This is a genomic window from Roseovarius sp. BRH_c41 (assembly GCF_000961715.1).
Lineage (GTDB): Bacteria > Pseudomonadota > Alphaproteobacteria > Rhodobacterales > Rhodobacteraceae > Roseovarius.
Genome location: NZ_LADY01000018.1, coordinates 44049 through 65426 on the forward strand (window position 1 = coordinate 44049; position 21378 = coordinate 65426).

Sequence of the window (21378 nt, forward strand, 5' to 3'; positions counted from 1 at the left end):
ACGCCTGAGCCCTGCCTATAGCTTGCGCGCATGAGATATGCCGCCCATGAACTCCTCGTTGGTCCCGCCCGCGCGACGTCCCATCCCGCCCGCCTTCTGGCGGGCATCGCCCTCGGCGTGCCGGTGTTTGTGGCGCTCAGCTTTGGCTATGCGTCGCTGCTGCCCCTACTCTTTGGCCCCGAGGCATGGGCCCAGATCGCACCGGGAATTGAAACCGCCTCCAACCCCCAAGGCGTGCTGATCAACCTCTTTGTCTTTGGCCTCCTGATCGTGGCGCTTGGCCTTACCCTGCGCCTCGTTCACCGGCGCGGAATCTGGAGCATCATCGGCCCCCGCACCCTCGCGCTGCATCAATTCAGCCGCGCCATGGGTGTCATGCTGCTCCTCTACGGCGCGCTGCTCTTTCTGCCCATGCCCGAGGGGATGGACCCGGTTGCCAACCTCACGCCGCGTCATTGGCTGATGCTCTTGCCGCTCGCGCTCTTGGGCCTCTTCCTTCAGGTCTTTGCCGAGGAACTGGTGTTTCGCGGCTATCTCCAGACCCAGCTTGCCGCACGCTTCTCCTCGCCCCTGATCTGGATGGTGCTGCCCTCACTCTGCTTTGCCATGCTGCATTTCGATCCCGTCAGCTTTGGTCCCAACGCCTGGATCGTCGTCGCCTGGGCGGCGGCTTTCGGTCTCGCCGCCGCTGACCTCACGGCCCGCTCAGGCACACTCGGCCCAGCCACGGCCCTGCATTTCATCAATAATTTCAGCGCCATCATGATCGCCGCCCCGCGCGGCCAATTCGACGGTCTGGCGCTCTATGCCTATCCCTTCGGCGTGGACAATATCGACGCCCTCTGGGCGATGATGCCGCTCGATCTCCTGATCCTTGTCTGCGGTTGGCTCGCCATCCGCGTCACCCTGCGCCGCTGATTGCATTTCACCCGCGCCCCGCTTATGTCAGGGCGCAACCGCCACCAGAGGGACCGGACCGAATGAACTGGATCACAAACTACGTGCGCCCCCGGATCAACTCGATCTTCTCGCGCCGCGAGATTCCCGAGAACCTCTGGACCAAATGCGACGAGTGCGGCACCATGCTGTTTCACCGCGAACTCTCGGACAATCTCAACGTCTGCACCAATTGCAGCCACCATATGGGCATCACCCCGCGCGCCCGCTTTGCCGCCCTCTTTGACGGCGGCATCTTCTCCGAGGTGGACGTCCCCGCCCCCACCCCCGACCCTTTGCATTTCCGCGACCAAAAGAAATACCCCGACCGCCTGCGCGCCGCCCAGAAACTGACCGGCGAGAAAGAGGCGATGCTGGTCGCCACCGGCGAAATGGGCCGCACGCCCATCGTGGCCGCAGCACAGGATTTCAGCTTCATGGCAGGCTCCATGGGCATGTATGTCGGCAATGCCATCATCGCCGCCGCCGAAACAGCCGTGAAACTCAAACGCCCGCTCATCCTCTTTTCCGCAGCCGGTGGCGCACGCATGCAAGAGGGTATCCTGAGCCTGATGCAAATGCCCCGCACCACCGTCGCGGTGCAGATGCTCAAAGAGGCGAACCTGCCCTATATCGTCGTGCTCACGCATCCCACCACCGGCGGCGTCACCGCCTCCTATGCGATGCTGGGCGATGTCCAGATTGCCGAACCGGGCGCGCTCATCTGCTTTGCCGGTCCGCGCGTCATCGAACAGACCATCCGCGAAAAACTGCCCGAAGGCTTCCAGCGCGCCGAATACCTGCTCGATCACGGCATGCTCGACCGCGTAACGCCCCGCACCCAGATGCGCGACGAGTTGATCACCATCACCCGCATGCTGATGGGCCTGCCCCCCGCGATCAAGGGCGACCTGCCCGCCCCCGCTGCGGCAGAGCCGGTCAAGGCCGAGGCAAAGCCCAAGGACGCCCCCAAGAAATGACCGCCCCCACATCGGACGCCATCCTTGCCCGGATGATGGCGCTACACCCCAAGATCATCGACCTCACGCTCGATCGCGTCTGGCGTTTGCTGGACGCTTTGGGCAATCCCCAGAACGGCTTGCCACCCGTTATCCATATCGCGGGCACCAATGGCAAAGGCAGCACACAGGCGATGATCCGCGCCGGACTTGAGGCGGCGGGCAAGACCGTGCACGCCTATACCTCGCCCCATCTCGCGCGGTTTCACGAACGCATCCGGCTGGCGGGCGATCTGATTTCAGAGGATCACCTGACCGCCATTCTCGATGAATGCTACGCTGCCAATGGCGCAGACCCGATCACCTATTTCGAGATCACCACCTGTGCCGCCCTCCTCGCCATGGCCCGAACCCCGGCCAACTACACCCTGCTCGAGGTCGGTCTTGGCGGGCGGCTCGATGCCACGAATGTGATCGACCAACCGGCGCTCACCATCATCACCCCCATTTCCATCGACCACGAACAATATCTCGGCGACACGCTGGCCAAGATCGCGGGCGAAAAGGCCGGGATCATCAAGCGCCGCGTGCCCTGCGTCGTCGGCCCGCAACCGGACGAGGCTTTGACCGTGATCGAGGCCATCGCCGCCCGCCACGGCGCGCCCCTCTTGGCGCAGGGTCAACACTGGCACGCCTATTCAGAACGTGGTCGCCTGATCTTTCAGGACGAAACCGGCCTCTTGGACCTCCCCCTGCCCAACCTGCCGGGCGCGCATCAGATCGAGAACGCAGGCGCGGCCCTCGCTGCCCTGCGCCACCTGCACATGGGCGATGCCGCCTATGAGGCCGCCGTCACCCACGCCTTCTGGCCCGCGCGCATGCAACGCCTGCACACCGGCCCGCTGATCGAGGCCGCTCCTCATGCCGAGCTTTGGCTCGACGGCGGTCACAACCCCGCCGCGGGCCAAGCGCTCTCGCGGCATCTGTCCACCCTGCCCGCGCGTCCCACGCATCTGATCTGCGGCATGCTGAATACCAAGGACATCGCAGGCTATCTCATGCCCCTCGCCGCCCATGCCGCGTCGCTCACCGCCCTCTCGATCCCCGGCGAGGCCAACACCCTGCCCGCCGAGGTCACAGCCGAGGCTGCCCGCGCGGCGGGCCTGCCCGCACGAACCGCCGAGACTGCGCTCGATGCCGTCACCGCCATCGCCGCCCATAGCCCCGAGGCGCGGATTTTGATCTGCGGTTCGCTCTATCTCGCGGGCGGCATTCTGCGCGAAAACGGCTGAGCCGCCCAAAGCGCAGGACCACACGATCTTTGCGTACAAAACCCGCGTACAATGCGTACAGGGTGTACGCTGTCGCCCTCATGGTCGAATCCCACGAAAAATCTGCGGTTTTTAAGGCTTTTCAAGGCTTTTGCGAATCACCCCATATTGACGGAATTGCGATAACCAGACTATATATTGATCCATAAACTCCGGCATCCGTGCCCGCCGGACCCAAAAATTCAAAGGGGGAAGCGCCGTGTTCAACCACGTCACAGGCCGTCAATCGGCCGAATTTGCCCCGATCACCCTTTCAATCTTCACGACCATGTCATTGATTTATTTGGGGTATTAGAATGTTGCGTGCCACCCTGATCGCGGCAGGATTTTTTGCGATCACCCTTGCGCTGATCCTTGTTCAACCCGGCAAACCGCGCCCATCGGTGGACGCCCTGCCCCTGACCGATACCTATGTCACCCGCGCCGCACCGGACCTCTCAACAGTAAACGCCCCGGCACGTCAGCCCGATCCAGAGGTTACCAACGCGCCCCTTGCCGAGCAGCCAGTCCAACCCACCAAAGAAGCACCGGCTGCCGTCGCCTCCGCACCGGCCGCGACAACGCTTGACTCGATGGTGCTTGGCGCGCTGCAGCAGGGCCAATCCGAGACCTATATCGACGCCCTCGTGAATGACGCTGCCCAGAAGGGCCGTGTCGAGGTGCCACAAGGGCTAGTCACAGCCGAAGGGCGTGTCGATACGGCACTTCTTCTCAGCGCCCTGTCCCAACCGGCCCGCCCCCGCGTGCCCAGCACCTATACCGTCGCCACCGGCGACAGCCTTGCCTCGATCGCCTATCGCTTTTACGGCGACCTCGCAAAACAATCCGATATTTTTGCCGCCAATAGCGACAGCATGCAGCCCACGGACCGGCTCCACGTCGGTCAGGTGCTCAACCTTCCAACGCCCTGATTTTTCAGGGCAAACCCGTTACGATGGCAGGAGTGATTGAGGGGCCGAACCAGCGGCCCCCTTTCATTTTCAATGGCACAAATTATCCACGCCCATCCTTGGGTGAGCCCATCACCACATAGGATGTGATCGCGTTGACCTGCGGCAGCGTGCCGAGAACATCGGTGTGAAACCGCTTGTAGGCCACCAGATCAGGCACTTCGACCCGCAAGAGATACTCCACCGCGCCGGTGATATTGTGGCATTCCACCACCTCCGGCGCGCGGCTCATCGCCTGCTCAAAGGCCACCTGACTGGCCTTGGTGTGGCTGTTCAGCCCGACCGTGATATAGGCCAGAAACCCAATGCCAAGCGCGCCACGATTCAGCACCGCGCGATAGCCCGCAATCACGCCCCGCCGCTCCAGATCCTGTACCCGTCGCAGGCAGGCGGACGGTGACAGGCCCACCCGTTCGGCCAACTCCAGATTGCTGATCCGCCCATCGCGGCTTAACTCTTGCAATATACGTTCACTGATCTTGTCCATGAGCGAATTATATTGCAGAGAATGTGCACAATCACAACAAAACACAATTCCACACCACGAAAAATCGCATAGAATTGTGCCATGACACTCGAATTGCTCACCGCCCTCGCCACGTTTTGCTTTGTCACGGTCATGACTCCGGGACCGAACAACCTCATGCTCATGGCCTCGGGGACGAACTTCGGTTTTGCCCGCTCCATCCCCCATATGCTGGGGATCGGCCTTGGGTTTCCCCTAATGGTAGCATGTGTGGGCCTCGGCGTGATGCAGGTCTTCGACCTATGGCCGCTCAGCTACACCCTGCTCAAGATCGGCTCCGTCGCCTATCTCCTCTATCTCGCGTGGAAAATCGCCCACGCCGCCCCACCCCGCGACGCCGAAACCTCCGGTAAGCCATTGACTTTCCTACAGTCTGCGGCATTCCAATGGGTCAATCCAAAGGCATGGAGCATGGCGCTCTCTGCCATCACCCTCTATGCCACCGGGCGCGATCTGGCCTCGGTCCTCTGGGTCTCTGGCGTATATGTTGTGGTCTCATCCGTCAGCACCACAAGCTGGACCCTGCTCGGCCAACAACTCCGCCGCCTGCTCAAGAACCAAACCCGCCTGCGTGTCTTCAACTGGCTCATGGCTGCCCTCTTGGTCGCGACACTGATCCCTGTGCTATGGCCCGCATGACGCTGACCTTGCTGCATACCGCAGAGGTCCACCGCGCCACTTTTGACGCGCTGCGCGATCGCATCGCACCGGATGTGACGCTTCATCATATCCTGCGCCCGGATTTCCTGAGCCGTGCCCAAGAGGCCATGACAGAGGATTTGATCTCTGAAATCAAAAAAGAAATTCATAAACACCCCACCCCTGTTCTTTGCACCTGCACCACGATCGGTCCCATAGCCGAGTCCGCAGGCGCGCTGCGGATCGACGCACCAATGATGCAGGTGGCGGCGGACTCCGGTGGCCCGGTGCTCATGGTCTATTGCCTCGACAGCACCCGAGCGCCCAGCCTCGCCCTCCTCACCCGCGCCCTGCACTGCACCGCCAATCCGCACCCCATACACGCCCTCCCTCTCTTGTCTCTCTGGCCGCTTTTCGCTGCGGACAACCACGATGATTTCGCCCGCGCCATCGCCAGAGAAACCCGGATCTATATCGCGCAACATCCTGATATCACAGCAATCGTTCTGGCTCAGGTTTCGATGGCTGGGGCGGCCCGGTATCTCACCGACCTCGCACAGCCAGTGCTGACCTCACCAGAGCCGGCCCTACGCGCCGCCCTCGCCCGGTTGTGATTGCAAATCACCCCTCTTCCAGCCATATAACCCCACGGCAACCGTGGAGACATGACAGCAATGACCAACTACCTCGACTTTGAAAAGCCGCTGGCCGAGATTGAAGGCAAGGCCGAGGAACTGCGCGCGCTTGCCCGCGGTAATGCCGAAATGAACGTCGATGCCGAGGCTGCAGCTCTTGATGCCAAGGCCGCCGAGATGCTGCATGACCTCTATAGAACGCTGACCCCGTGGCGGAAATGTCAGGTGGCGCGTCACCCCGACCGCCCGCATTGCCGCGACTATATCGAGGCGTTGTTTTCCGATTATACCCCGCTCGCCGGGGACCGCGTCTTTGGCGAAGATCATGCCGTCATGGGCGGGCTTGCGCGGCTGAAGGACCGCCCCGTGATGGTCATAGGCCATGAAAAAGGCAACGATACCAAGAGCCGGATCGCCCGCAACTTTGGCATGGCCCGTCCCGAGGGGTATCGCAAGGCCGTGCGCCTGATGCAGATGGCCGACCGTTTCGGCCTGCCGGTGATCACGCTGGTGGACACGCCCGGTGCTTATCCGGGCAAGGGCGCCGAAGAGCGGGGGCAAAGCGAGGCGATTGCCCGCTCCACCGAGACCTGTCTTGCCATCGGCGTGCCGCTGGTGTCGGTCATCATCGGCGAAGGCGGATCAGGCGGGGCTGTGGCCTTTGCCTCGGCCAACCGCGTGGCCATGCTGGAGCATTCGGTCTATTCCGTGATCTCACCCGAAGGCTGCGCCTCGATCCTGTGGAAGGATGCCGAAAAGATGCGCGAAGCCGCCGAAGCGCTGCGCCTCACGGCACAGGATCTGACCCGGCTTGGCGTCGCGGACCGCGTCATTGACGAACCCTTGGGAGGGGCGCACCGCGATTCGGCCCGCACCATCGCTGCCGTGGGCAAGACGATTGAGGCAATGCTGTCAGAACTTGCGAAGAAAGATCGCGCCGCCCTTATCAAGGATCGGCGCGAGAAATTTCTGCGGATGGGAACCAAGGGGCTCGCGGCCTGAGCCGCGAGCGCTGATACTTCGCCTCAGGCCGCGTCGCGCCGGTTCGCCTTGAGCCGCGCGTTCACTGTCTCGACGATTCCCGAGAACTCAGCCGACTCGATGCCTTGCTGCTCGGCGATGAGTTTCACCAGCATATCGACCCGCTCGATCCGGTCCGCCCCGCCTTCAATCGCGCGTGCAGCCGAGGACGGTTTGAGCAAGCCATTGGCCGCGTTTGCATATTTGGCAAAAGGCACGGCGTCGTCCGCATCCGCCCCAAGACGGCGCACCACATCATCGACGGTGCTGTAGATCTTCTCGGACAAGGCCACATCGCCATGCACCGCCTCTTTGATCGGGCGCGCACCTTCCGGCAGGACACAGCGGTAATTGCCCGTGAGCAGCATGCTCCACTTGGCAAAGGGCACATAGATCGAGTCGAAGACACGCAGTTTGACCGGTACATCCTTGCCATCGACCGTCACCGCGTCAATCGCGGCCTCAAGGTCACGCAGGATGCGATTATGGGCCTCATCCTCGAAAATCGCGGCCTTGAAATTGGTCGGCAGCCCGACATGCAGCGTATTCGCGCCATCCTCGGCTACGCGGTAGGCCTGCGGATCGGGGCTGCACAGGGTCACGGTGCCGGGCTTGAACGCCGCCCAGGCCCGCGGACAGGTATAGGCCGCCTCAAGTTTCGAGGTATCCAGCCCCGGAACCCGGCGCAAATAGGGCAGCGGCGGCATGTTCATGATCGACAGGCACGGCGTGCCCGCCGCCGCGATCCGACCCAAGAGGTCGACGATATTGTCGGCGCAATATTGCGGCTCTGACATGGCAAGCGCCACCATGTCATACTCGGCGGGGTTCACATCCTCGGGTGTCAGCGCGTTGAGCGTGCCGGGCAGGTCATGCGACCGGAACGAGCGATGCTCTGCTTCGTCACGCAGCTTGATGCGCACGTCGGTGCCCTCGGCATTGATCAGATCGGCGGTGGACTGACGGCAGACCAACGTCACATCCTGCCCGGCCATCAGCAACTTGGTGCCAAGCAGAGAGCCATAAGAGGCCCCGAGGATTACGATACGATAAGCCATGTCCGTCCTTTCGATAGAATCTTGCTACTGTGATTGATCCCTCGACTATATAGAACCCCGCCGATTTCACTACGAAATTAATGTCAATGTGTGTATGGTAAACATTACAAATCTAATTTCTGTAATGTTGTAAGGATTCCCATGGCAAAGACGCTCATTGGCCCCCGGCTCCGTCAGTTGAGACGCGACCGGGGCCAGACTCAGGCCGATATGGCCCGGATGCTGAATGTCAGCCCCTCCTACATCAACCTGCTCGAAAACAATCAGCGCAGCTTGTCGGTGCAGATGCTGATGTCACTGGCGGATGCCTATGCCGTCGATTGGCGCGACCTGACCCGCGACGAGACCGCGCGCCGGGTGGCGGATCTGCGCCTTGCGGTGCGCGACCCGGTCTTTGCCTCAGACCGCCCCGATCTTCAGGAATTGCGCGGCGCGGTGGATCACGCGCCACGCGTCGTCGATCTCTTTCTCGAATTGCACGGCGCATATCGCACTGCACTGGAAAAGATCCTGAGCCTTGCCGGCGACAACGCCGCCGATGAATTGCTGCGCAGCTCGCCCGAGACCGTCATCCACAATTTCTTTCGCGACCACGGCAACCATTTCCCAGAGCTCGAGCACGCCTCAGAAAGCGCACGCGAAGGAGAGTTCACCTCGCCCGAAGACCGCTATTTCGATCTGCGCGAGCGGCTTCGGACGCGGCATGGCATCACCGTGCGAGTCCGGCGGATCGGGGATCTGGGCGATGCGCTGCGGTATTATGACGAGGCCGCCGGCGTGGTGCATCTGTCTCAGGCGCTCGACACCTCCAACCGCGCCTTTCAACTCGCCCATGTTCTCTGCCTCGTGGCCTATCCTGACGTGCTGTCGGGGATCGTCAACCGCAGCGGGCTCGATTCACAGCACGCTCTGGCCCGGCTGCGGGTGGAACTTGCCAATTACTTCGCCGCCGCCTTTCTCATGCCCTATGACGCCTTCCTGCGCGAAGCAGAGGCGGCCGCCTATGACATCGACCGGATCGCTGCGGTGTTCAGCACCTCGTTCGAACAGGTCTGCCAGCGCCTGACCACCTTGCAGCGCGAGGGCGCGCGCGGCGTGCCGTTCTTCTTTTTGCGCATCGACAAGGCCGGGAATGTCACCAAACGTTTCAATTCCACCTCATTTCACCTTGCGGAATATGGCGGCTCCTGTCCGGTCTGGAACATTCACACGGCTTTTTACCAACCCGGCGTGATGATGCCGCAATTCGTCGAAATGCCCGATGGCGCGCGCTATTTCACCGTGAGCCGCACGGTGCATCGCCCGGTTTTCAGTGAGGAAACGCAGGACCGCCGCCTGACTCTTGCCTTGGGTTGCGAGGCGAAATACGCACACCGCTTGCGCTATGCGTCGAGCTACAATTTCGACGACCCCAAGCTTTATGCGCCCATCGGCCTCAACTGTAACCTCTGCCCGCGCCAGGCCTGTTCGCAGCGCGCGCATCAGCCCTTGTTGATGGAACTGCCGATTGACGAGAACCGGCGCGGCAGCACCCGCTATGAAAGCTGAAAGGGGGGCCGATTGGCCCCCCTTCCCGATTTTCTCTCGCTAAGGTCTTATTCCGCCGGTTTGGCCCGCCGCGGACGCAGATACTTGAACGCGGGCATCAGGATCAGGATGATCGCCACGATCATGATCGGTGCCGAAATCGGCCGGTTAAAGAAGATCGCCGGATCGCCCGAGGACAGAAGCAACGATTGGCGCAGCGTCGGTTCGGCAATCGGACCCAGCACGATGGCCAGAACCGCAGGCGCCACCGGATAGTCAAACTTGCGCAGGAAGAACGCGCCAAAGCCAAAGATCAGCAGCAGCCAGATGTCGAACATATCCTGCATCGCCGCATAGCCACCGACAACCGAGAGCACAAAGATCAGCGGTGCCAGCACGGTAAAGGGCATGCGCAGCATCCAGATAAACAGCGGGATGAAGGCAAGGTTCACGATCACGGCAAAGAAGTTGGAGACATAGAACGATCCAATCAGACCCCAGACGAAATCCGACTGTTCCACAAAGAGGCGCGGACCGGGCGTCAGACCCCAGATCACCATACCACCCAGCAGAATGGCGGTGGTGGGAGAGCCGGGAATGCCCAAGGTCAGCATCGGCAGCATGGACCCGGTAGAGGCAGAGTTGTTCGCCGCTTCCGGGGCCGCCACGCCTCCGACATGTCCCTTGCCGAAATCATCGGGACGCTTTGAGATCATCTTGGTCACGCCATAGGACATGAGCGAGGCCGGTGTCGCCCCCGCCGCCGGAAGCACGCCAACGAAGAAGCCAAGGAAAGAGCCGATGGACATGCCTTTCCAACCCTTTGTGAACGTCGTGCCGGAGTCCTCGATGATACCCTTTACCGAAATTTTTGCCTCGGTATTGGTCACTTCGCCCCGTGTCGATTCAATGGTCCAGATCATCTCGCCGATGCCATAGACACCGATGGCGAGAACGAGAAAGCTGATGCCCCCAAGAAATCCGTTCATCTCGAACAGAACCAGTCGCGGTGCGCCGGAAATCTGGTCAAACCCGACCGTGGCCAGAACGAGACCAAAACAGATGGAAAACACCGTCTTGGCTATATCGTCACCGCCAAGGCCCACAAAGGTTGCAAAGGCCAAAAGCATCAGAGCAAAGATCTCAGGCGGACCAAAGCTGAGGGCCACCGTTGCCAAAAGTGGAGCAAAGCCGGTGAAGAGCACGACCGACACCGTTCCCCCGACGAACGAGGCAATCGCTGCCGCCACCAGGGCAAGTCGCGCCTTGCCCTGCAGCGCCAGTGGTCGCCCGTCAAAGGTGGTGGCGACCGCCGTCGATGCCCCGGGAATACCCAAGGTAATCGACGAAATAGCCCCCCCATACATGGCACCATAGTAGATGGCGGCCAAAAAGATGATCGCTGATCCCGGCGGGACAAGGAAGGTGATTGGCAAGAGGATTGCCACACCGTTCACCGATCCCAGACCCGGCATTGCGCCGATAAAGAGCCCGAGAGTCACGCCGACAAAGATGAGCAATAGGTTAAGAGGTTGCACTGCGACAAGTATGCCGTCGCCAAGTAGAGATAGAATTTCCATGGATTGGGTCGCCCTTTTGTCAGCTAGGCCGTGACCGGCTCAGTAGATGATTTCGTAGAGGACATTGAACACCGGCTCGGTGAATCCCATGCCGGTCGGCATCGAGATTTGCATCAGCCCTTCAAAGAAGAAGAACAGCCCAAGCGGGAACAGCAGCACCATCGTAGTGGTCAGGAACCAGCCGTGGCGTCCGAGAACCTTGAGATAGTACAGCATGAAGATGGCCACCGCGCCATACATCGACACGATGTCGATCAGCGCCACAAAGCCAATGATACCACCCCCTACGAGCAACAGCGTCTTGAGCCCATAAGAGTCAAGCACCGGTTCATCCGACTGGGACTGCGGAGACGTGCCCCGCACCCAGTTCAGGGCGATAAAGCCGGTTGAGATCAGCATGCCCAGCGATAGCCAGAATGGCCAGAAGCCGCCCTGTGGTCCGGTCTTGGCAACAAAGCCAATCCCGTTCGCCGATGCCTTGTACATCAGGTAGATGGATAGGAGGGCCAGCACGCCCGCCGTCACTATTTCGCCAACCCGCATGGCTAGCCCTCCTTGTTGTGAGTTAAGTTTTCAGATTACTTCATGCCAGCAAGAAGCTTGGTGTGGTTCTCGACCTGCAACTGCCAGTAGGCGCGCTGCTCTTCCGGGTTCATCCACAGCGGAGACAGCGACTCTGCCTCCAGATAGCCCTGCCATTCTTCAGAGTTGAAGATGTCCTCAAAGAGCTTCTGGTAATAGGCTGCTGCCTCATCCGACATGCCCGGCGCACCAACAACGGCCCGCTGATTGTAATAGCTGAAATCGTGGCCCTTTTCCTTGAGCGTCGGAATGCCCGGATACGCGCTCATCTGCTCGTCAGAGAAGACCAGAAGCGGCCGCACGTCGCCCGACTGGAAGAAGCCACGTGCTTCTGCCGGGTTGTTCACTGTCGCCATGATCTGCTTGCCGGCCAGAGCCGCCGCAACCGCGCCGCCGCCGTCAAATGGGATGTATTTCGACTTCAGGTCGAAGGCGTTGTTCAGGTAGGCAAACACGATGCTGTCTTCCTGACCGGTGCCGGTGCCGCCGGTGGTATACTCACCATCCGCCGCTTTGACCGTCTCGACCCACTGCTCAAAAGTCTCGATTCCGCTGTCTTTCTGAACCCAGAGCGCGAAGGGGTCGACACCCATCATTGCAATCGGGGTAAAGTTCTGGATGTCGATGCCCAGATCGGGCTGACGGATCGGTGTCGAGAAGAACGAGTTGAGCGTCACCAGAATGGTGTGATCCGGATCGCTTGCCGTATTCAGCCAGATCAGCGCTTCTGCACCAGAGCCACCACCCTTGTTGTTGGGGATGAGCGGACGGCTGGTCATGTCCTTTTTCTCAGCCACCGACTGAATAAAGCGTGCGATCTGGTCGGCGCCGCCACCCGGACCCGCCATGATGACAAAGTCGATCGGCTTGCGCGGCTGCCACTCTGCCATTGCCGCCGGAGCAGTCAGCCCCAGCGCGGCGATGCCGAATGCTAAAGTTTTCAGAATATTCATGTCTTCCTCCCATTAATGGCCGCTATCCGGCCAGATGCAGTAAGGTTCTGATGCGCCCTCGGCCCTCCTCGGCCTTGTCTTGGTGCTCACCCAAACCAGTCTTGAGTTTGCTGTCGTCCTCCCGTCCCTGTCCACAAATTTCCGATACTTTTGCTCAACGCCTCAATGCACCATGACCACCGGAATCTTGGCTTCGTCCACAATGGTCGCGGAATTGCCGCCAAGCAGCGACTCCCGCTCGTAACTTTCGTGATAGGCCCCCATGATCAGCATGTTTGCCCCCACTTCGGCGCATTTTTCCAAGAGCGTGCGCCCCACATTGCCGCTGCGCTCGAACGCATGAATTTGCGACGTGATGCCCCGCTGCGCCAGATAATGCCGAAATTCTTCGGGTGTCGCGGTGTGCTCGATTCGCCCTGCCGTCAGGATCGTCACCTGATCCGCACCCTCGATCAGCGGCATCGCCAGCGCCACCGCACGCGATGCCTCGAGCGAGCCATTCCAGCCGATCGCCACATGGCTGCCGATATCGGCCGCAACCTGATCGGTGTCCGGACAGACCAGAACCGGACGTCCCGACGAAAAGAGCGCCGATTTCAACGTGTTGTATCCTAGGTTTTCGTCCTGATTGGGCTTGGCCACGCAGATCAGATCGGCAAGTCGCCCATAGTGACGCACCACCTCCACCTGCTTGCCCTCATATTCCCGGAATGCCGCCGTGGGCTTGCCAACCGCGCGCGGTTCAACACTGATCCCGTGACGCGCGGCATCGGCAACAAACTTGTCGCGCAGATAGTTCTGTTCGTAATCGGCGCGCTTGAGACTCGCCTCTTCCAACTGCTTGCGCAAGAACGACGGGATCACCACGCCATAAGGCATCATATCCTCGGCCTTGGGGTGGCAATGCACCACCCGCACATGCGCATTAAAGCGTTTTGCGAGGGCTGCAGCATGCGCAAACAGGATCGGTCCCCGACCGTCTCCGCGAACCGGCATCATGATGGTGTGAAGTGTGCTCTGGCGCATGATCAATAGAACTCGTTGGGAACGCCTGCGGCGTTGATGGAAAGGAACCGCGCCTGAGGCCCGTGGCCCGAAAGCGGCGCGATCACGAGAGCGCAGCGGATCAGCATGCCGGACCTGCGCCCGATGGGCCGCCCGCGTTCTGGCTCTGCCCTGCTGTATTGGCGTGGTCGTTTCCCAAGCCTGTCATGTTGCGCTCCCTTTGCTATGGTTTCGAGATCAGCTTCCCAGTGTCGCCCCCGGCGCAAGATCAACAGAGGCGGCCCATTCGCTCGCAGGCACTTTTGCCCCACCCTTGGGACGCACCCGCTTGATCAGGATCCGTCCGCCCACACATTGCACTGCCACGCCGGCATCGGACACCTCGCGCACGCGGCCCGAAATACCGTCCCCCGGCACAAGCGCGCAGTCATAGACATCGACCTCGGCCCCGTTCAGCGTGGTCCAAGCCCCCGGCGCCGGATTGGTGCCGCGAATGAGGTCATAGACCTGCTTCACCGGGCGATGCCATTCGATGCGCGAATGGGTGCGCGTGCAGCGCCGCTCATAGGTGGCCTCGTCCTCGTCGGGAACGATGCGCGGTGGATTGCCCTTGCGATAGAGATCACAGACCGTCAGCACGCTCTCCACGGCGCTCGGATAGATCTTCTTGAAATAGAGGTCGATCACCGTGTCATCCGGGCCGATCTCACAGTCCCACTGCAACAGGCTGTCGCCCTCGTCCAAGCCATCCGACGGGTAGAACCACGAATAGCCAGACTTGGTGGACCCCATGATGATCGGCCAGTTGACCGCCGAGGGTCCGCGATGCAGCGGCAACAAGGACGGGTGAAAGCAGATTGAACCATGGGTCGGTGTATCGCGCGCGGCCTCGGGCACGAACACATTGACAAAGGCCATCACCATCAGATCGGCCTGATGCCCCGCCAGAACCTCGAGCGAGGCGGGATCATCGAAATTGGCAGGCTGGTGGACCGGCAGGCCCTTTTCCAGCGCGAGTTCCTTGACCGGATCGACGGGCTTTCCGTCACGATCAGGCTCGCAATAAACCGCAACAACTTCGTCTGTCCCGGTGTCGAGCAGCTTGGCCAGCACATCTTTGCCAAAGGCCTGTTGCCCCATTACTATAAGTCGCATTCGATCCTCCCGTTGTGCGGGTGGCCGGTCTGCGCCGGCCTTGCCGTCACCCATTCATTATTCGGCAGCTTGTTTCGCACTTCCGACGGCACCAGAGTCCATGATCCGGGCCAAGTCTTCGCCATCATATCCCAGCACATCGCGCAGGATCTCTTGGGTGTGTTCCCCCAAAAGCGGCGAGCGCGTCACCTCAACCGAACTGTCCGATAGCTTGATCGGACAACCCACTGTCGTGTAGCGGCCCCGCGTCGGGTGATCGACGTCGACGATGGTCCCGGTCTTGCGCAGGCCTTCGTCTTCCATGATCTCCTTGGTGGACAGGATCGGACCGACCGGAATGTCATGCGGATTACAGATGTCCATCACCTCGAACTTGGTCTTGGTCATGGTCCATTCTTCGATCCGCGCAAAAATCGCGTCGAGCTTGTCCAACCGGTCGGCCGGGGTGCCATAGCCAGGCGCGGTCTTCCAATCCGGCTCGCCAATGACGTCGCACACCTTCTCCCAGACAGCCGCCTGCGTGATGAAATACGTGTAGGCGTTGGGATCGGTCTCCCAGCCCTTGCATTTCAGGATACGGCCGGGCTGACCGCCACCGGAGTCATTGCCCGCGCGCGGCGTCGCATCGCCAAACGGAATGCCTGCGCCATACTGTGAATATTCGGTCAGCGGCCCCACCTGCAAACGCTGCTGATCGCGCAGCTTGACGCGGCAGAGGTTGATCACCCCGTCCTGCATCGGTGCCAATACCTTTTGCCCCCGGCCCGAACGCTCGCGCTGATAGAGCGCGGTCACAATACCCAAAGCCAGATGCAGACCCGTGCCGCTGTCGCCAATCTGCGCGCCCGTCACAAGCGGCGGACCATCAAGGAACCCGGTGGTCGAGGCCGCACCGCCCGCGCATTGCGCGACGTTCTCATAGACCTTGCAATCCTCGTATTTGCCGGGGCCAAACCCCTTGACCGAGGCCATGATGATGCGCGGATTGATTTCCTGAATCCGCTCCCAGCTAAAGCCCATCCGGTCCAGAGCACCGGGCGCGAAATTCTCGACCAGCACGTCGCAGGTCTCAACAAGGCGCGTCAGCACCTCCTTGCCGGCGTCGGTCTTGGGGTTGAGCTCGATCGAGCGCTTGTTGTGGTTGAGCATGGTGAAATAGAGGCTGTCCGCGCCGGGCACGTCCACCAGTTGCTTGCGCGTTGCGTCACCGACACCGGGACGCTCCACCTTGATCACATCTGCACCGAACCACGCCAAGAGTTGCGTGCAGGTCGGTCCCGATTGCACATGGGTGAAGTCGAGGATCTTGACGCCTTCAAGAGCTTTCATAGGGTTCTCCATCTTCTGAGCTGCGTGGGCTGGTCGCCCACGCCCCAGTTTCGTTCTGTGTTCAGTCTTTGCGCGCTTGCGGATAGAGGCGTTGCGCCACCACCGATTGCGGGTTCAGGTTGCCGATATTGCCGCTTTCCTTGCCCGCTGCCGGGTCAATGATCGCGTTGATCAACGTGGGTTTGCCACTGTCGAGCGCCTCATAAACCGCCTTGCGCAGCTCATCCGGCGAGCGGGCGATGACACCCACCCCGCCAAATGCCTCGATCATCATGTCATAGCGCGAGCCTTTGACAAAAACCGTGGTTGCCGGATCGTCACCGCCGCCCCAGTTCTCACCATCGCCGCGATAAATGCCGTCATTGTTGAACACGACCGTGCAAATCGGCAGGTTGTAGCGGCAGACCGTCTCGATCTCCATCCCGCAGAAGCCAAAGGCGCTGTCGCCCTCAACCGCCAGCACCCGCTTGCCGGTCTCGATGGCCGCCGCGATGGCCGAACCCATGCCGATCCCCATCACACCCCAGGTGCCCACGTCGATCCGGTGACGCGGCTTGTGGATGTTGACGATCGAGCGGCACATATCGAGCGTGTTGGCGCCCTCGTTCACGAGGATCGTGTCGGGATTGTCGTTGATCGCATCTTTGATCACCCCGAGCGCGCCGTGATAATCCATCGGATCGTTGTTGTTGCGCAGCCGCGCATCCATCTTTTCCATATTGGCCGTGGCCTTGGAATTCACCGCATCCAGCCACTCTTTCGGCGGGGCGATCCCGGCCCCGTCCATGGCCTTGAGGAGAGCCTCACAGCAAGACCCAACGTCACCCACAATGGGGGCCGCGATCTCGACGTTGGAATCCATCTCCTCGGCCTCGATATCCATCTGGACAAAGCGTTTTGCCCCCGGCTCGCCCCACTGCTTGCCCTTGCCGTGGCTGAGCAACCAGTTGATCCGTGCGCCCATCATGATGACCACATCAGAATCTTTGAGGACCATCGACCGCGCGGCCGCGGCACATTGCGGATGGGTGTCGGGCAACAAACCCTTGGCCATCGACATCGGCAGGAACGGATAGCCGGATTTCTCCACCAATTCGCGGATCAGGTCATCACATTGGTCATAGGCAGCCCCCTTGCCCAGCACGATCAGCGGACGCTTTGCGCCCTTCATGACCTCAATGGCGCGATCAATCGCCGACTGCGCCGGGATCTGACGCTGCGCAGGCTCGATCACCTTGACCAGCGAGCGTGCCCCCTCTGCCGCATCCATCACCTGCCCCAGCATCGCGCCGGGAATATCAAGATAGACGCCACCGGGCCGCCCCGAAATCGCCGAGCGGATGGCCCGCGCCACCGCAATGCCGATATCCTGCGCATAGGTCAGACGGTAGGACGCCTTGCAAAACGGCCGCGCCATGGCCAATTGGTCCATTTCCTCGTAATCGCCCTGGGCAAGGTCCACGATCTCCCGCTCGGACGAGCCGGAAATCAGGATCATCGGCCAGCAATTCGTGGTCGCATTCGCAAGCGCGGTGAGACCATTCATGAAACCGGGGGCCGAAACCGTCATGCACACACCCGGCATCTTGGTCAGAAACCCCGCAACCGAGGCCGCATAACCCGCATGCTGCTCGTGCCGGAACGAAATCACCCGCATGCCTTGGCCCTGCGCATAGCGCCCCAGATCCGTGATCGGAATGCCGGGCACGTTGTAAATCGTCTCGATCCCGTTGAGTTTGAGCGCATCAATCAGAAGGTGAAAACCGTCTGTGAGGCTATTGATATCCACCTCTGACCCCGTGTTGGCCGATGCGTGTGCGCTGGCGAGTGCCATGTAGTTCCTCCCGTTTCAATTCTGCCTCGCCCCGCGATCTCAGCGGTGACAGGCGTGATAGCTAGGCCGTGTTCAAAGCTGCGTTGCGGGTCAGTTCCAGCCTGCCCCATGTTTTGCGAATATGCTGATGCAGTTGCATCGTGTGCTCGCGCACCCGCTCGGCGGCCTCATCGGCATCGCGGCGCTCCAACGCCTCGATGATTTCCGCATGGTCGACGACCGACCGCTTGACGCGATCCCCCTCCCACATCGACCGCAGGCGCACCGCCTGAATATGCAGAAACAATCCCTCCGCCATGCTCTTGAGCAATGCACAATGGGATATCTCCAGAATATGCAGGTGGAACTTCAGGTTATCGTCCGAGTATTCCGCAATCCGCGTCGCTGACAGCTCGTCATTGTATTTCGAGGCGATCTTGCGCAGCATCGCGATTTCTATGTCGGTTGCCGCAGTCGCCGCCAGGCGCGCTGCCATGCTCTCCAAAGCCGCCCAGGCGATGATCATCTCCAGGATCTCTTCCAGGCTCTTGCGCTGGACATAGACCCCCTTGCGCGGAACCACCGTCACCAACCCATCCGCCTCGAGCCGGGCAATCGCATCCCTGAGCGGCGTGCGCGAGATGTTCAACTGCTCGGCCAGCGAGCGTTCATCGAGCCGCAGATCGGCATTCTGATCATAGATGTCCATTTCCAAGATCGCTTCTCGCAGACGGTCGTAGACATGGTCCTTGAGCGTGAATTTTGACGCGATCGGGCGTAGCTTCATCTTATCCCTCCAATGCGCCCGTGCCCTTCGGCGGCCATGCTCACTTCTGTGGTATACCATAGACCAGCATATCAGGTCGGGCAAATCGTTTTTTGAAAATTCGTCGCCGCAGGTGCATCATACGCCTACCAAACCCCTGCCGATAGCGTTGTTTCTCCTGCACAATTCGCACAGCCGGCGGGCGTTAGGCGCAGATCGGAGGGATAGAACCATAAGTAATAATAAGTCATTGTTATAATTTATTTTATTCAAGAAATACACAAGCTACCAGAGAAAATGATCTCCCGCGAATCACATCCATCTTGTTGCGGTGCAGCATTCTCACGCCCCTCCGGAACCTGAGTCGCGCCACTTAATACGCAGCCCTGACTCCGCTCGCGAAAATGCCGGGTTGCTGGGTAAAATCAACTGTGGTATTTGGAATACCACAAGAATGAACACCACATTTAGTGGACCAAAACAGAGGGGCCGACCATGCTTATCCGTGCCGCCGACAGCGCGCTCGTGATCATCGACATGCAAGAGCGGCTCGTTCCTGCGATGCAGGCCCCCGCCCGGACGATTCGCAACGCCCGCACCCTGATGGCCTGCGCTCAGGAACTGGGTGTGCCGGTGATGATGACAGAACAGTATCCCACTGGCTTGGGCAAAACCGTGCCGGACCTGAAACCGGGACCGGGCACCACCGTGCTCAGCAAAATGCATTTCTCTTGCATGGAAGACGCCGATTTCGCGGCGCATTTCCGGGGCTTGGGGCGCAAACAGGCCGTGCTCGCCGGGATGGAGGCACATGTCTGCGTGCTGCAAACCGCCGCCAGCCTGATCGAAGAGGGGTACGAGGTCTTTGTCGTCTCCGACGCCACCGCGTCCCGCACCCTCGAGAGCGAAAAGGCCTGCATCGCCCGGCTCAGCGCTGCGGGCGCGGGGATCGCCACCACGGAAATGGTGGTGTTCGAATGGCTTGGCCGGGCCGGAACCCCGGCTTTCAAGAAACTGTTGCCACTGATCAAATGACGACCCCGGTCGTTTTACCCAAGGGAGGAAGAGCGTGAACATCCACGAATATCAGGCAAAGGCCCTGTTGCGCAGTTACGGCGCACCGGTCAGCGAAGGCCGCGTCGTTTTGCGCGGTGAAGAGGCCAAGACCGCCGCAGGCGCGCTCGATGGCCCCGTATGGGTGGTCAAGGCCCAGATCCACGCCGGTGGGCGCGGCAAGGGCAAATTCAAAGAGGCGGGCGCCGGGGAAAAAGGCGGCGTTCGCATCGCGAAATCGGTCAACGAAGCCGCCGAAGAGGCCAAGCGCATGCTCGGCCGCACGCTCGTCACGCATCAAACGGGTCCGGCGGGCAAGCAGGTTAATCGTATCTATATCGAAGACGGCTCCAGCATCGCACGCGAGCTTTACCTCGCCCTGCTGATCGACCGCCAGACCAGCCGAATCAGCTTTGTCTGCTCGACCGAAGGCGGCATGGACATCGAGGAGGTGGCCGCCGAAACGCCCGAGAAGATCCTCAGTTTCGCCGTCGATCCCGCCACCGGCTATATGCCGTTCCACGGTCGGCGCATCGCCTTTGCCTTGGGATTGACCGGCGGTCAGATCAAACAATGCGTGTCGCTGATGGGCATCCTCTACCGCGCCTTTGTCGAAAAAGACATGGAGATGCTCGAGATCAACCCGCTCATTGTCACCACCAGTGGCGATCTGATGGTCCTCGATGCCAAGCTCGGCTTTGACGGCAACGCAGTCTACCGCCACCCTGACATCGCAGAGCTGCGCGACACCTCGGAAGAAGACCCCAAGGAACTGGAAGCCTCCAAATACGACCTCAACTACATCGCGCTGGATGGCGAGATTGGCTGCATGGTCAATGGCGCGGGTCTGGCGATGGCCACCATGGACATCATCAAGCTCTACGGCGCCGAGCCTGCCAATTTCCTCGACGTGGGCGGCGGGGCGACCAAGGAAAAGGTCACCGAGGCTTTCAAGATCATCACCTCTGACCCGCAGGTCAAAGGCATCCTCGTCAACATCTTCGGCGGCATCATGCGCTGCGATGTGATCGCCGAGGGCGTGGTGGCGGCCGTCAAGGAAGTCGGCCTCAAGGTGCCGCTCGTCGTCCGTCTCGAAGGCACCAACGTCGAAAAGGGCAAGGAGATCATCAACACCTCCGGCCTCGACGTCATCGCCGCCGACGACCTCAAGGACGGTGCGCAAAAGATCGTCAAGGCCGTCAAAGGGTGAGCGCCGGTCCGGGGCCTTTGCCCCGGCAAACGCTCCGGTGGAGCGTTTGAGGCGCGAACGGGCGGAGCCCCGGATCATCCGACCATACCATAACGCGGCCCCGCCGCAGAACTCAGGAGCCAAACAAAATGGCAGTCCTCGTCGACAAACATACCCGCGTGATCTGTCAGGGCCTTACCGGCTCGCAGGGCACATTTCACTCCGAACAGGCCATCGCTTACGGCACCCAGATGGTCGGCGGCGTCACCCCCGGCAAGGGCGGCACGACGCATCTCGACCTGCCGGTCTTCAACTCGGTGCATGAGGCCAAACATGTGACAGAGGCCAATGCCTCCGTTATCTACGTGCCGC

General features: G+C 60.8%; 20 protein-coding genes and 1 pseudogene. 11 read left to right on the plus strand and 10 right to left on the minus strand.

Annotated features, from left to right (window positions below):
• The first annotated feature begins 30 nt into the window (after positions 1 to 30).
• The 4 genes from VR71_RS04815 (at position 31) to VR71_RS04830 (ending at position 4137) form a co-directional block, all read left to right on the plus strand.
• Positions 31 to 918, plus strand: coding sequence for a CPBP family intramembrane glutamic endopeptidase (locus VR71_RS04815; protein WP_045681690.1), 888 nt, complete (start codon positions 31 to 33; stop codon positions 916 to 918).
• A gap of 62 nt (positions 919 to 980) precedes the next feature.
• Entirely contained in the window at positions 981 to 1916 is a 936-nt protein-coding gene (gene accD / locus VR71_RS04820) for an acetyl-CoA carboxylase, carboxyltransferase subunit beta (RefSeq protein ID WP_045681692.1), read from the plus strand.
• Positions 1913 to 3187, plus strand: coding sequence for a folylpolyglutamate synthase/dihydrofolate synthase family protein (locus tag VR71_RS04825; protein WP_045681694.1), 1275 nt, complete (start codon positions 1913 to 1915; stop codon positions 3185 to 3187). Before accD ends, VR71_RS04825 begins: the two co-directional genes overlap by 4 nt.
• Positions 3188 to 3522: 335 nt before the next feature.
• Positions 3523 to 4137: a LysM peptidoglycan-binding domain-containing protein gene (locus VR71_RS04830; RefSeq protein ID WP_045681696.1), complete on the plus strand. Its 615-nt coding sequence runs from the start codon at positions 3523 to 3525 to the stop codon at positions 4135 to 4137.
• 82 nt (positions 4138 to 4219) lie between these two features.
• Here VR71_RS04830 and VR71_RS04835 read toward each other — a convergent pair whose 3' ends face one another.
• A complete protein-coding gene (locus tag VR71_RS04835) occupies positions 4220 to 4663 on the minus strand; it encodes an Lrp/AsnC family transcriptional regulator (RefSeq protein WP_045681698.1) in 444 nt (147 codons plus the stop codon).
• An 81-nt stretch (positions 4664 to 4744) separates the two neighbouring features.
• On the opposite strand from VR71_RS04835, the gene VR71_RS04840 reads away from it, so the two are divergent.
• The 3 genes from VR71_RS04840 to VR71_RS04850 are packed head-to-tail and all read left to right on the plus strand — an operon-like array spanning position 4745 to position 6978.
• Entirely contained in the window at positions 4745 to 5341 is a 597-nt protein-coding gene (locus VR71_RS04840; RefSeq protein ID WP_045681700.1) for a LysE family translocator, read from the plus strand.
• Positions 5329 to 5955 carry a hypothetical protein gene (locus VR71_RS04845; RefSeq protein WP_296429879.1) on the plus strand — a complete coding sequence of 209 codons (627 nt, stop codon included), beginning with the start codon at positions 5329 to 5331 and terminating at the stop codon, positions 5953 to 5955. Before VR71_RS04840 ends, VR71_RS04845 begins: the two co-directional genes overlap by 13 nt.
• Before the next feature lie 60 nt (positions 5956 to 6015).
• Positions 6016 to 6978, plus strand: coding sequence for an acetyl-CoA carboxylase carboxyltransferase subunit alpha (locus tag VR71_RS04850; protein ID WP_040650559.1), 963 nt, complete (start codon positions 6016 to 6018; stop codon positions 6976 to 6978).
• Between the two features lie 23 nt (positions 6979 to 7001).
• Here the strand turns inward: VR71_RS04850 and VR71_RS04855 are convergent, their stop codons facing one another.
• Positions 7002 to 8054: a ketopantoate reductase family protein gene (locus VR71_RS04855; protein WP_009817989.1), complete on the minus strand. Its 1053-nt coding sequence runs from the start codon at positions 8052 to 8054 to the stop codon at positions 7002 to 7004.
• A gap of 141 nt (positions 8055 to 8195) precedes the next feature.
• On the opposite strand from VR71_RS04855, the gene VR71_RS04860 reads away from it, so the two are divergent.
• Positions 8196 to 9602 carry a short-chain fatty acyl-CoA regulator family protein gene (locus VR71_RS04860; RefSeq protein WP_045681703.1) on the plus strand — a complete coding sequence of 469 codons (1407 nt, stop codon included), beginning with the start codon at positions 8196 to 8198 and terminating at the stop codon, positions 9600 to 9602.
• 47 nt (positions 9603 to 9649) lie between these two features.
• Here the strand turns inward: VR71_RS04860 and VR71_RS04865 are convergent, their stop codons facing one another.
• From VR71_RS04865 to VR71_RS04900, 8 genes are all read right to left on the minus strand, one after another.
• On the minus strand, positions 9650 to 11161 hold the full coding sequence (locus VR71_RS04865) for a tripartite tricarboxylate transporter permease (protein ID WP_045681705.1): 1512 nt from the start codon (positions 11159 to 11161) through the stop codon (positions 9650 to 9652).
• 39 nt (positions 11162 to 11200) lie between these two features.
• On the minus strand, positions 11201 to 11704 hold the full coding sequence (locus VR71_RS04870; protein ID WP_045681713.1) for a tripartite tricarboxylate transporter TctB family protein: 504 nt from the start codon (positions 11702 to 11704) through the stop codon (positions 11201 to 11203).
• Positions 11705 to 11739: 35 nt separating this feature from the next.
• On the minus strand, positions 11740 to 12696 hold the full coding sequence (locus VR71_RS04875; RefSeq protein WP_045681714.1) for a tripartite tricarboxylate transporter substrate binding protein: 957 nt from the start codon (positions 12694 to 12696) through the stop codon (positions 11740 to 11742).
• A 162-nt stretch (positions 12697 to 12858) separates the two neighbouring features.
• A complete protein-coding gene (locus tag VR71_RS04880; protein WP_045681716.1) occupies positions 12859 to 13722 on the minus strand; it encodes a universal stress protein in 864 nt (287 codons plus the stop codon).
• A gap of 216 nt (positions 13723 to 13938) precedes the next feature.
• Complete coding sequence (locus VR71_RS04885; RefSeq protein WP_254656418.1) at positions 13939 to 14856, minus strand: methionyl-tRNA formyltransferase; 918 nt, start codon at positions 14854 to 14856, stop codon at positions 13939 to 13941.
• A gap of 57 nt (positions 14857 to 14913) precedes the next feature.
• Complete coding sequence (gene frc / locus VR71_RS04890) at positions 14914 to 16185, minus strand: formyl-CoA transferase (protein ID WP_009817982.1); 1272 nt, start codon at positions 16183 to 16185, stop codon at positions 14914 to 14916.
• 61 nt (positions 16186 to 16246) lie between these two features.
• Complete coding sequence (gene oxc, locus VR71_RS04895) at positions 16247 to 18019, minus strand: oxalyl-CoA decarboxylase (protein WP_009817981.1); 1773 nt, start codon at positions 18017 to 18019, stop codon at positions 16247 to 16249.
• Positions 18020 to 18080: 61 nt separating this feature from the next.
• A complete protein-coding gene (locus tag VR71_RS04900) occupies positions 18081 to 18785 on the minus strand; it encodes a GntR family transcriptional regulator (protein ID WP_009817980.1) in 705 nt (234 codons plus the stop codon).
• Between the two features lie 474 nt (positions 18786 to 19259).
• On the opposite strand from VR71_RS04900, the gene VR71_RS04905 reads away from it, so the two are divergent.
• From VR71_RS04905 to VR71_RS04915, 3 genes and pseudogenes are all read left to right on the plus strand, one after another.
• On the plus strand, positions 19260 to 19799 hold the full coding sequence (locus VR71_RS04905) for a hydrolase (protein ID WP_009817979.1): 540 nt from the start codon (positions 19260 to 19262) through the stop codon (positions 19797 to 19799).
• Between the two features lie 34 nt (positions 19800 to 19833).
• Complete coding sequence (gene sucC / locus VR71_RS04910) at positions 19834 to 21027, plus strand: ADP-forming succinate--CoA ligase subunit beta (protein ID WP_009817978.1); 1194 nt, start codon at positions 19834 to 19836, stop codon at positions 21025 to 21027.
• A 128-nt stretch (positions 21028 to 21155) separates the two neighbouring features.
• Positions 21156 to 21378: pseudogene (locus tag VR71_RS04915) on the plus strand (hypothetical protein); the annotation flags it as partial.

What these genes read in the sequence shown, in the direction of transcription:
- VR71_RS04875 (WP_045681714.1), bottom strand. Translation starts at nt 12,696, where the DNA reads ATGAATATTCTGAAAACTTTAGCATTCGGCATCGCCGCGCTGGGGCTG.
- frc (WP_009817982.1), bottom strand. Translation starts at nt 16,185, where the DNA reads ATGAAAGCTCTTGAAGGCGTCAAGATCCTCGACTTCACCCATGTGCAA.
- VR71_RS04830 (WP_045681696.1), top strand. Translation starts at nt 3,523, where the DNA reads ATGTTGCGTGCCACCCTGATCGCGGCAGGATTTTTTGCGATCACCCTT.
- VR71_RS04860 (WP_045681703.1), top strand. Translation starts at nt 8,196, where the DNA reads ATGGCAAAGACGCTCATTGGCCCCCGGCTCCGTCAGTTGAGACGCGAC.
- VR71_RS04885 (WP_254656418.1), bottom strand. Translation starts at nt 14,856, where the DNA reads ATGCGACTTATAGTAATGGGGCAACAGGCCTTTGGCAAAGATGTGCTG.
- oxc (WP_009817981.1), bottom strand. Translation starts at nt 18,019, where the DNA reads ATGGCACTCGCCAGCGCACACGCATCGGCCAACACGGGGTCAGAGGTG.
- VR71_RS04845 (WP_296429879.1), top strand. Translation starts at nt 5,329, where the DNA reads ATGGCCCGCATGACGCTGACCTTGCTGCATACCGCAGAGGTCCACCGC.
- VR71_RS04825 (WP_045681694.1), top strand. Translation starts at nt 1,913, where the DNA reads ATGACCGCCCCCACATCGGACGCCATCCTTGCCCGGATGATGGCGCTA.
- VR71_RS04840 (WP_045681700.1), top strand. Translation starts at nt 4,745, where the DNA reads ATGACACTCGAATTGCTCACCGCCCTCGCCACGTTTTGCTTTGTCACG.
- accD (WP_045681692.1), top strand. Translation starts at nt 981, where the DNA reads ATGAACTGGATCACAAACTACGTGCGCCCCCGGATCAACTCGATCTTC.
- VR71_RS04865 (WP_045681705.1), bottom strand. Translation starts at nt 11,161, where the DNA reads ATGGAAATTCTATCTCTACTTGGCGACGGCATACTTGTCGCAGTGCAA.
- VR71_RS04835 (WP_045681698.1), bottom strand. Translation starts at nt 4,663, where the DNA reads ATGGACAAGATCAGTGAACGTATATTGCAAGAGTTAAGCCGCGATGGG.
- VR71_RS04900 (WP_009817980.1), bottom strand. Translation starts at nt 18,785, where the DNA reads ATGAAGCTACGCCCGATCGCGTCAAAATTCACGCTCAAGGACCATGTC.
- VR71_RS04905 (WP_009817979.1), top strand. Translation starts at nt 19,260, where the DNA reads ATGCTTATCCGTGCCGCCGACAGCGCGCTCGTGATCATCGACATGCAA.
- VR71_RS04870 (WP_045681713.1), bottom strand. Translation starts at nt 11,704, where the DNA reads ATGCGGGTTGGCGAAATAGTGACGGCGGGCGTGCTGGCCCTCCTATCC.
- VR71_RS04850 (WP_040650559.1), top strand. Translation starts at nt 6,016, where the DNA reads ATGACCAACTACCTCGACTTTGAAAAGCCGCTGGCCGAGATTGAAGGC.
- VR71_RS04815 (WP_045681690.1), top strand. Translation starts at nt 31, where the DNA reads ATGAGATATGCCGCCCATGAACTCCTCGTTGGTCCCGCCCGCGCGACG.
- VR71_RS04855 (WP_009817989.1), bottom strand. Translation starts at nt 8,054, where the DNA reads ATGGCTTATCGTATCGTAATCCTCGGGGCCTCTTATGGCTCTCTGCTT.
- VR71_RS04880 (WP_045681716.1), bottom strand. Translation starts at nt 13,722, where the DNA reads ATGCGCCAGAGCACACTTCACACCATCATGATGCCGGTTCGCGGAGAC.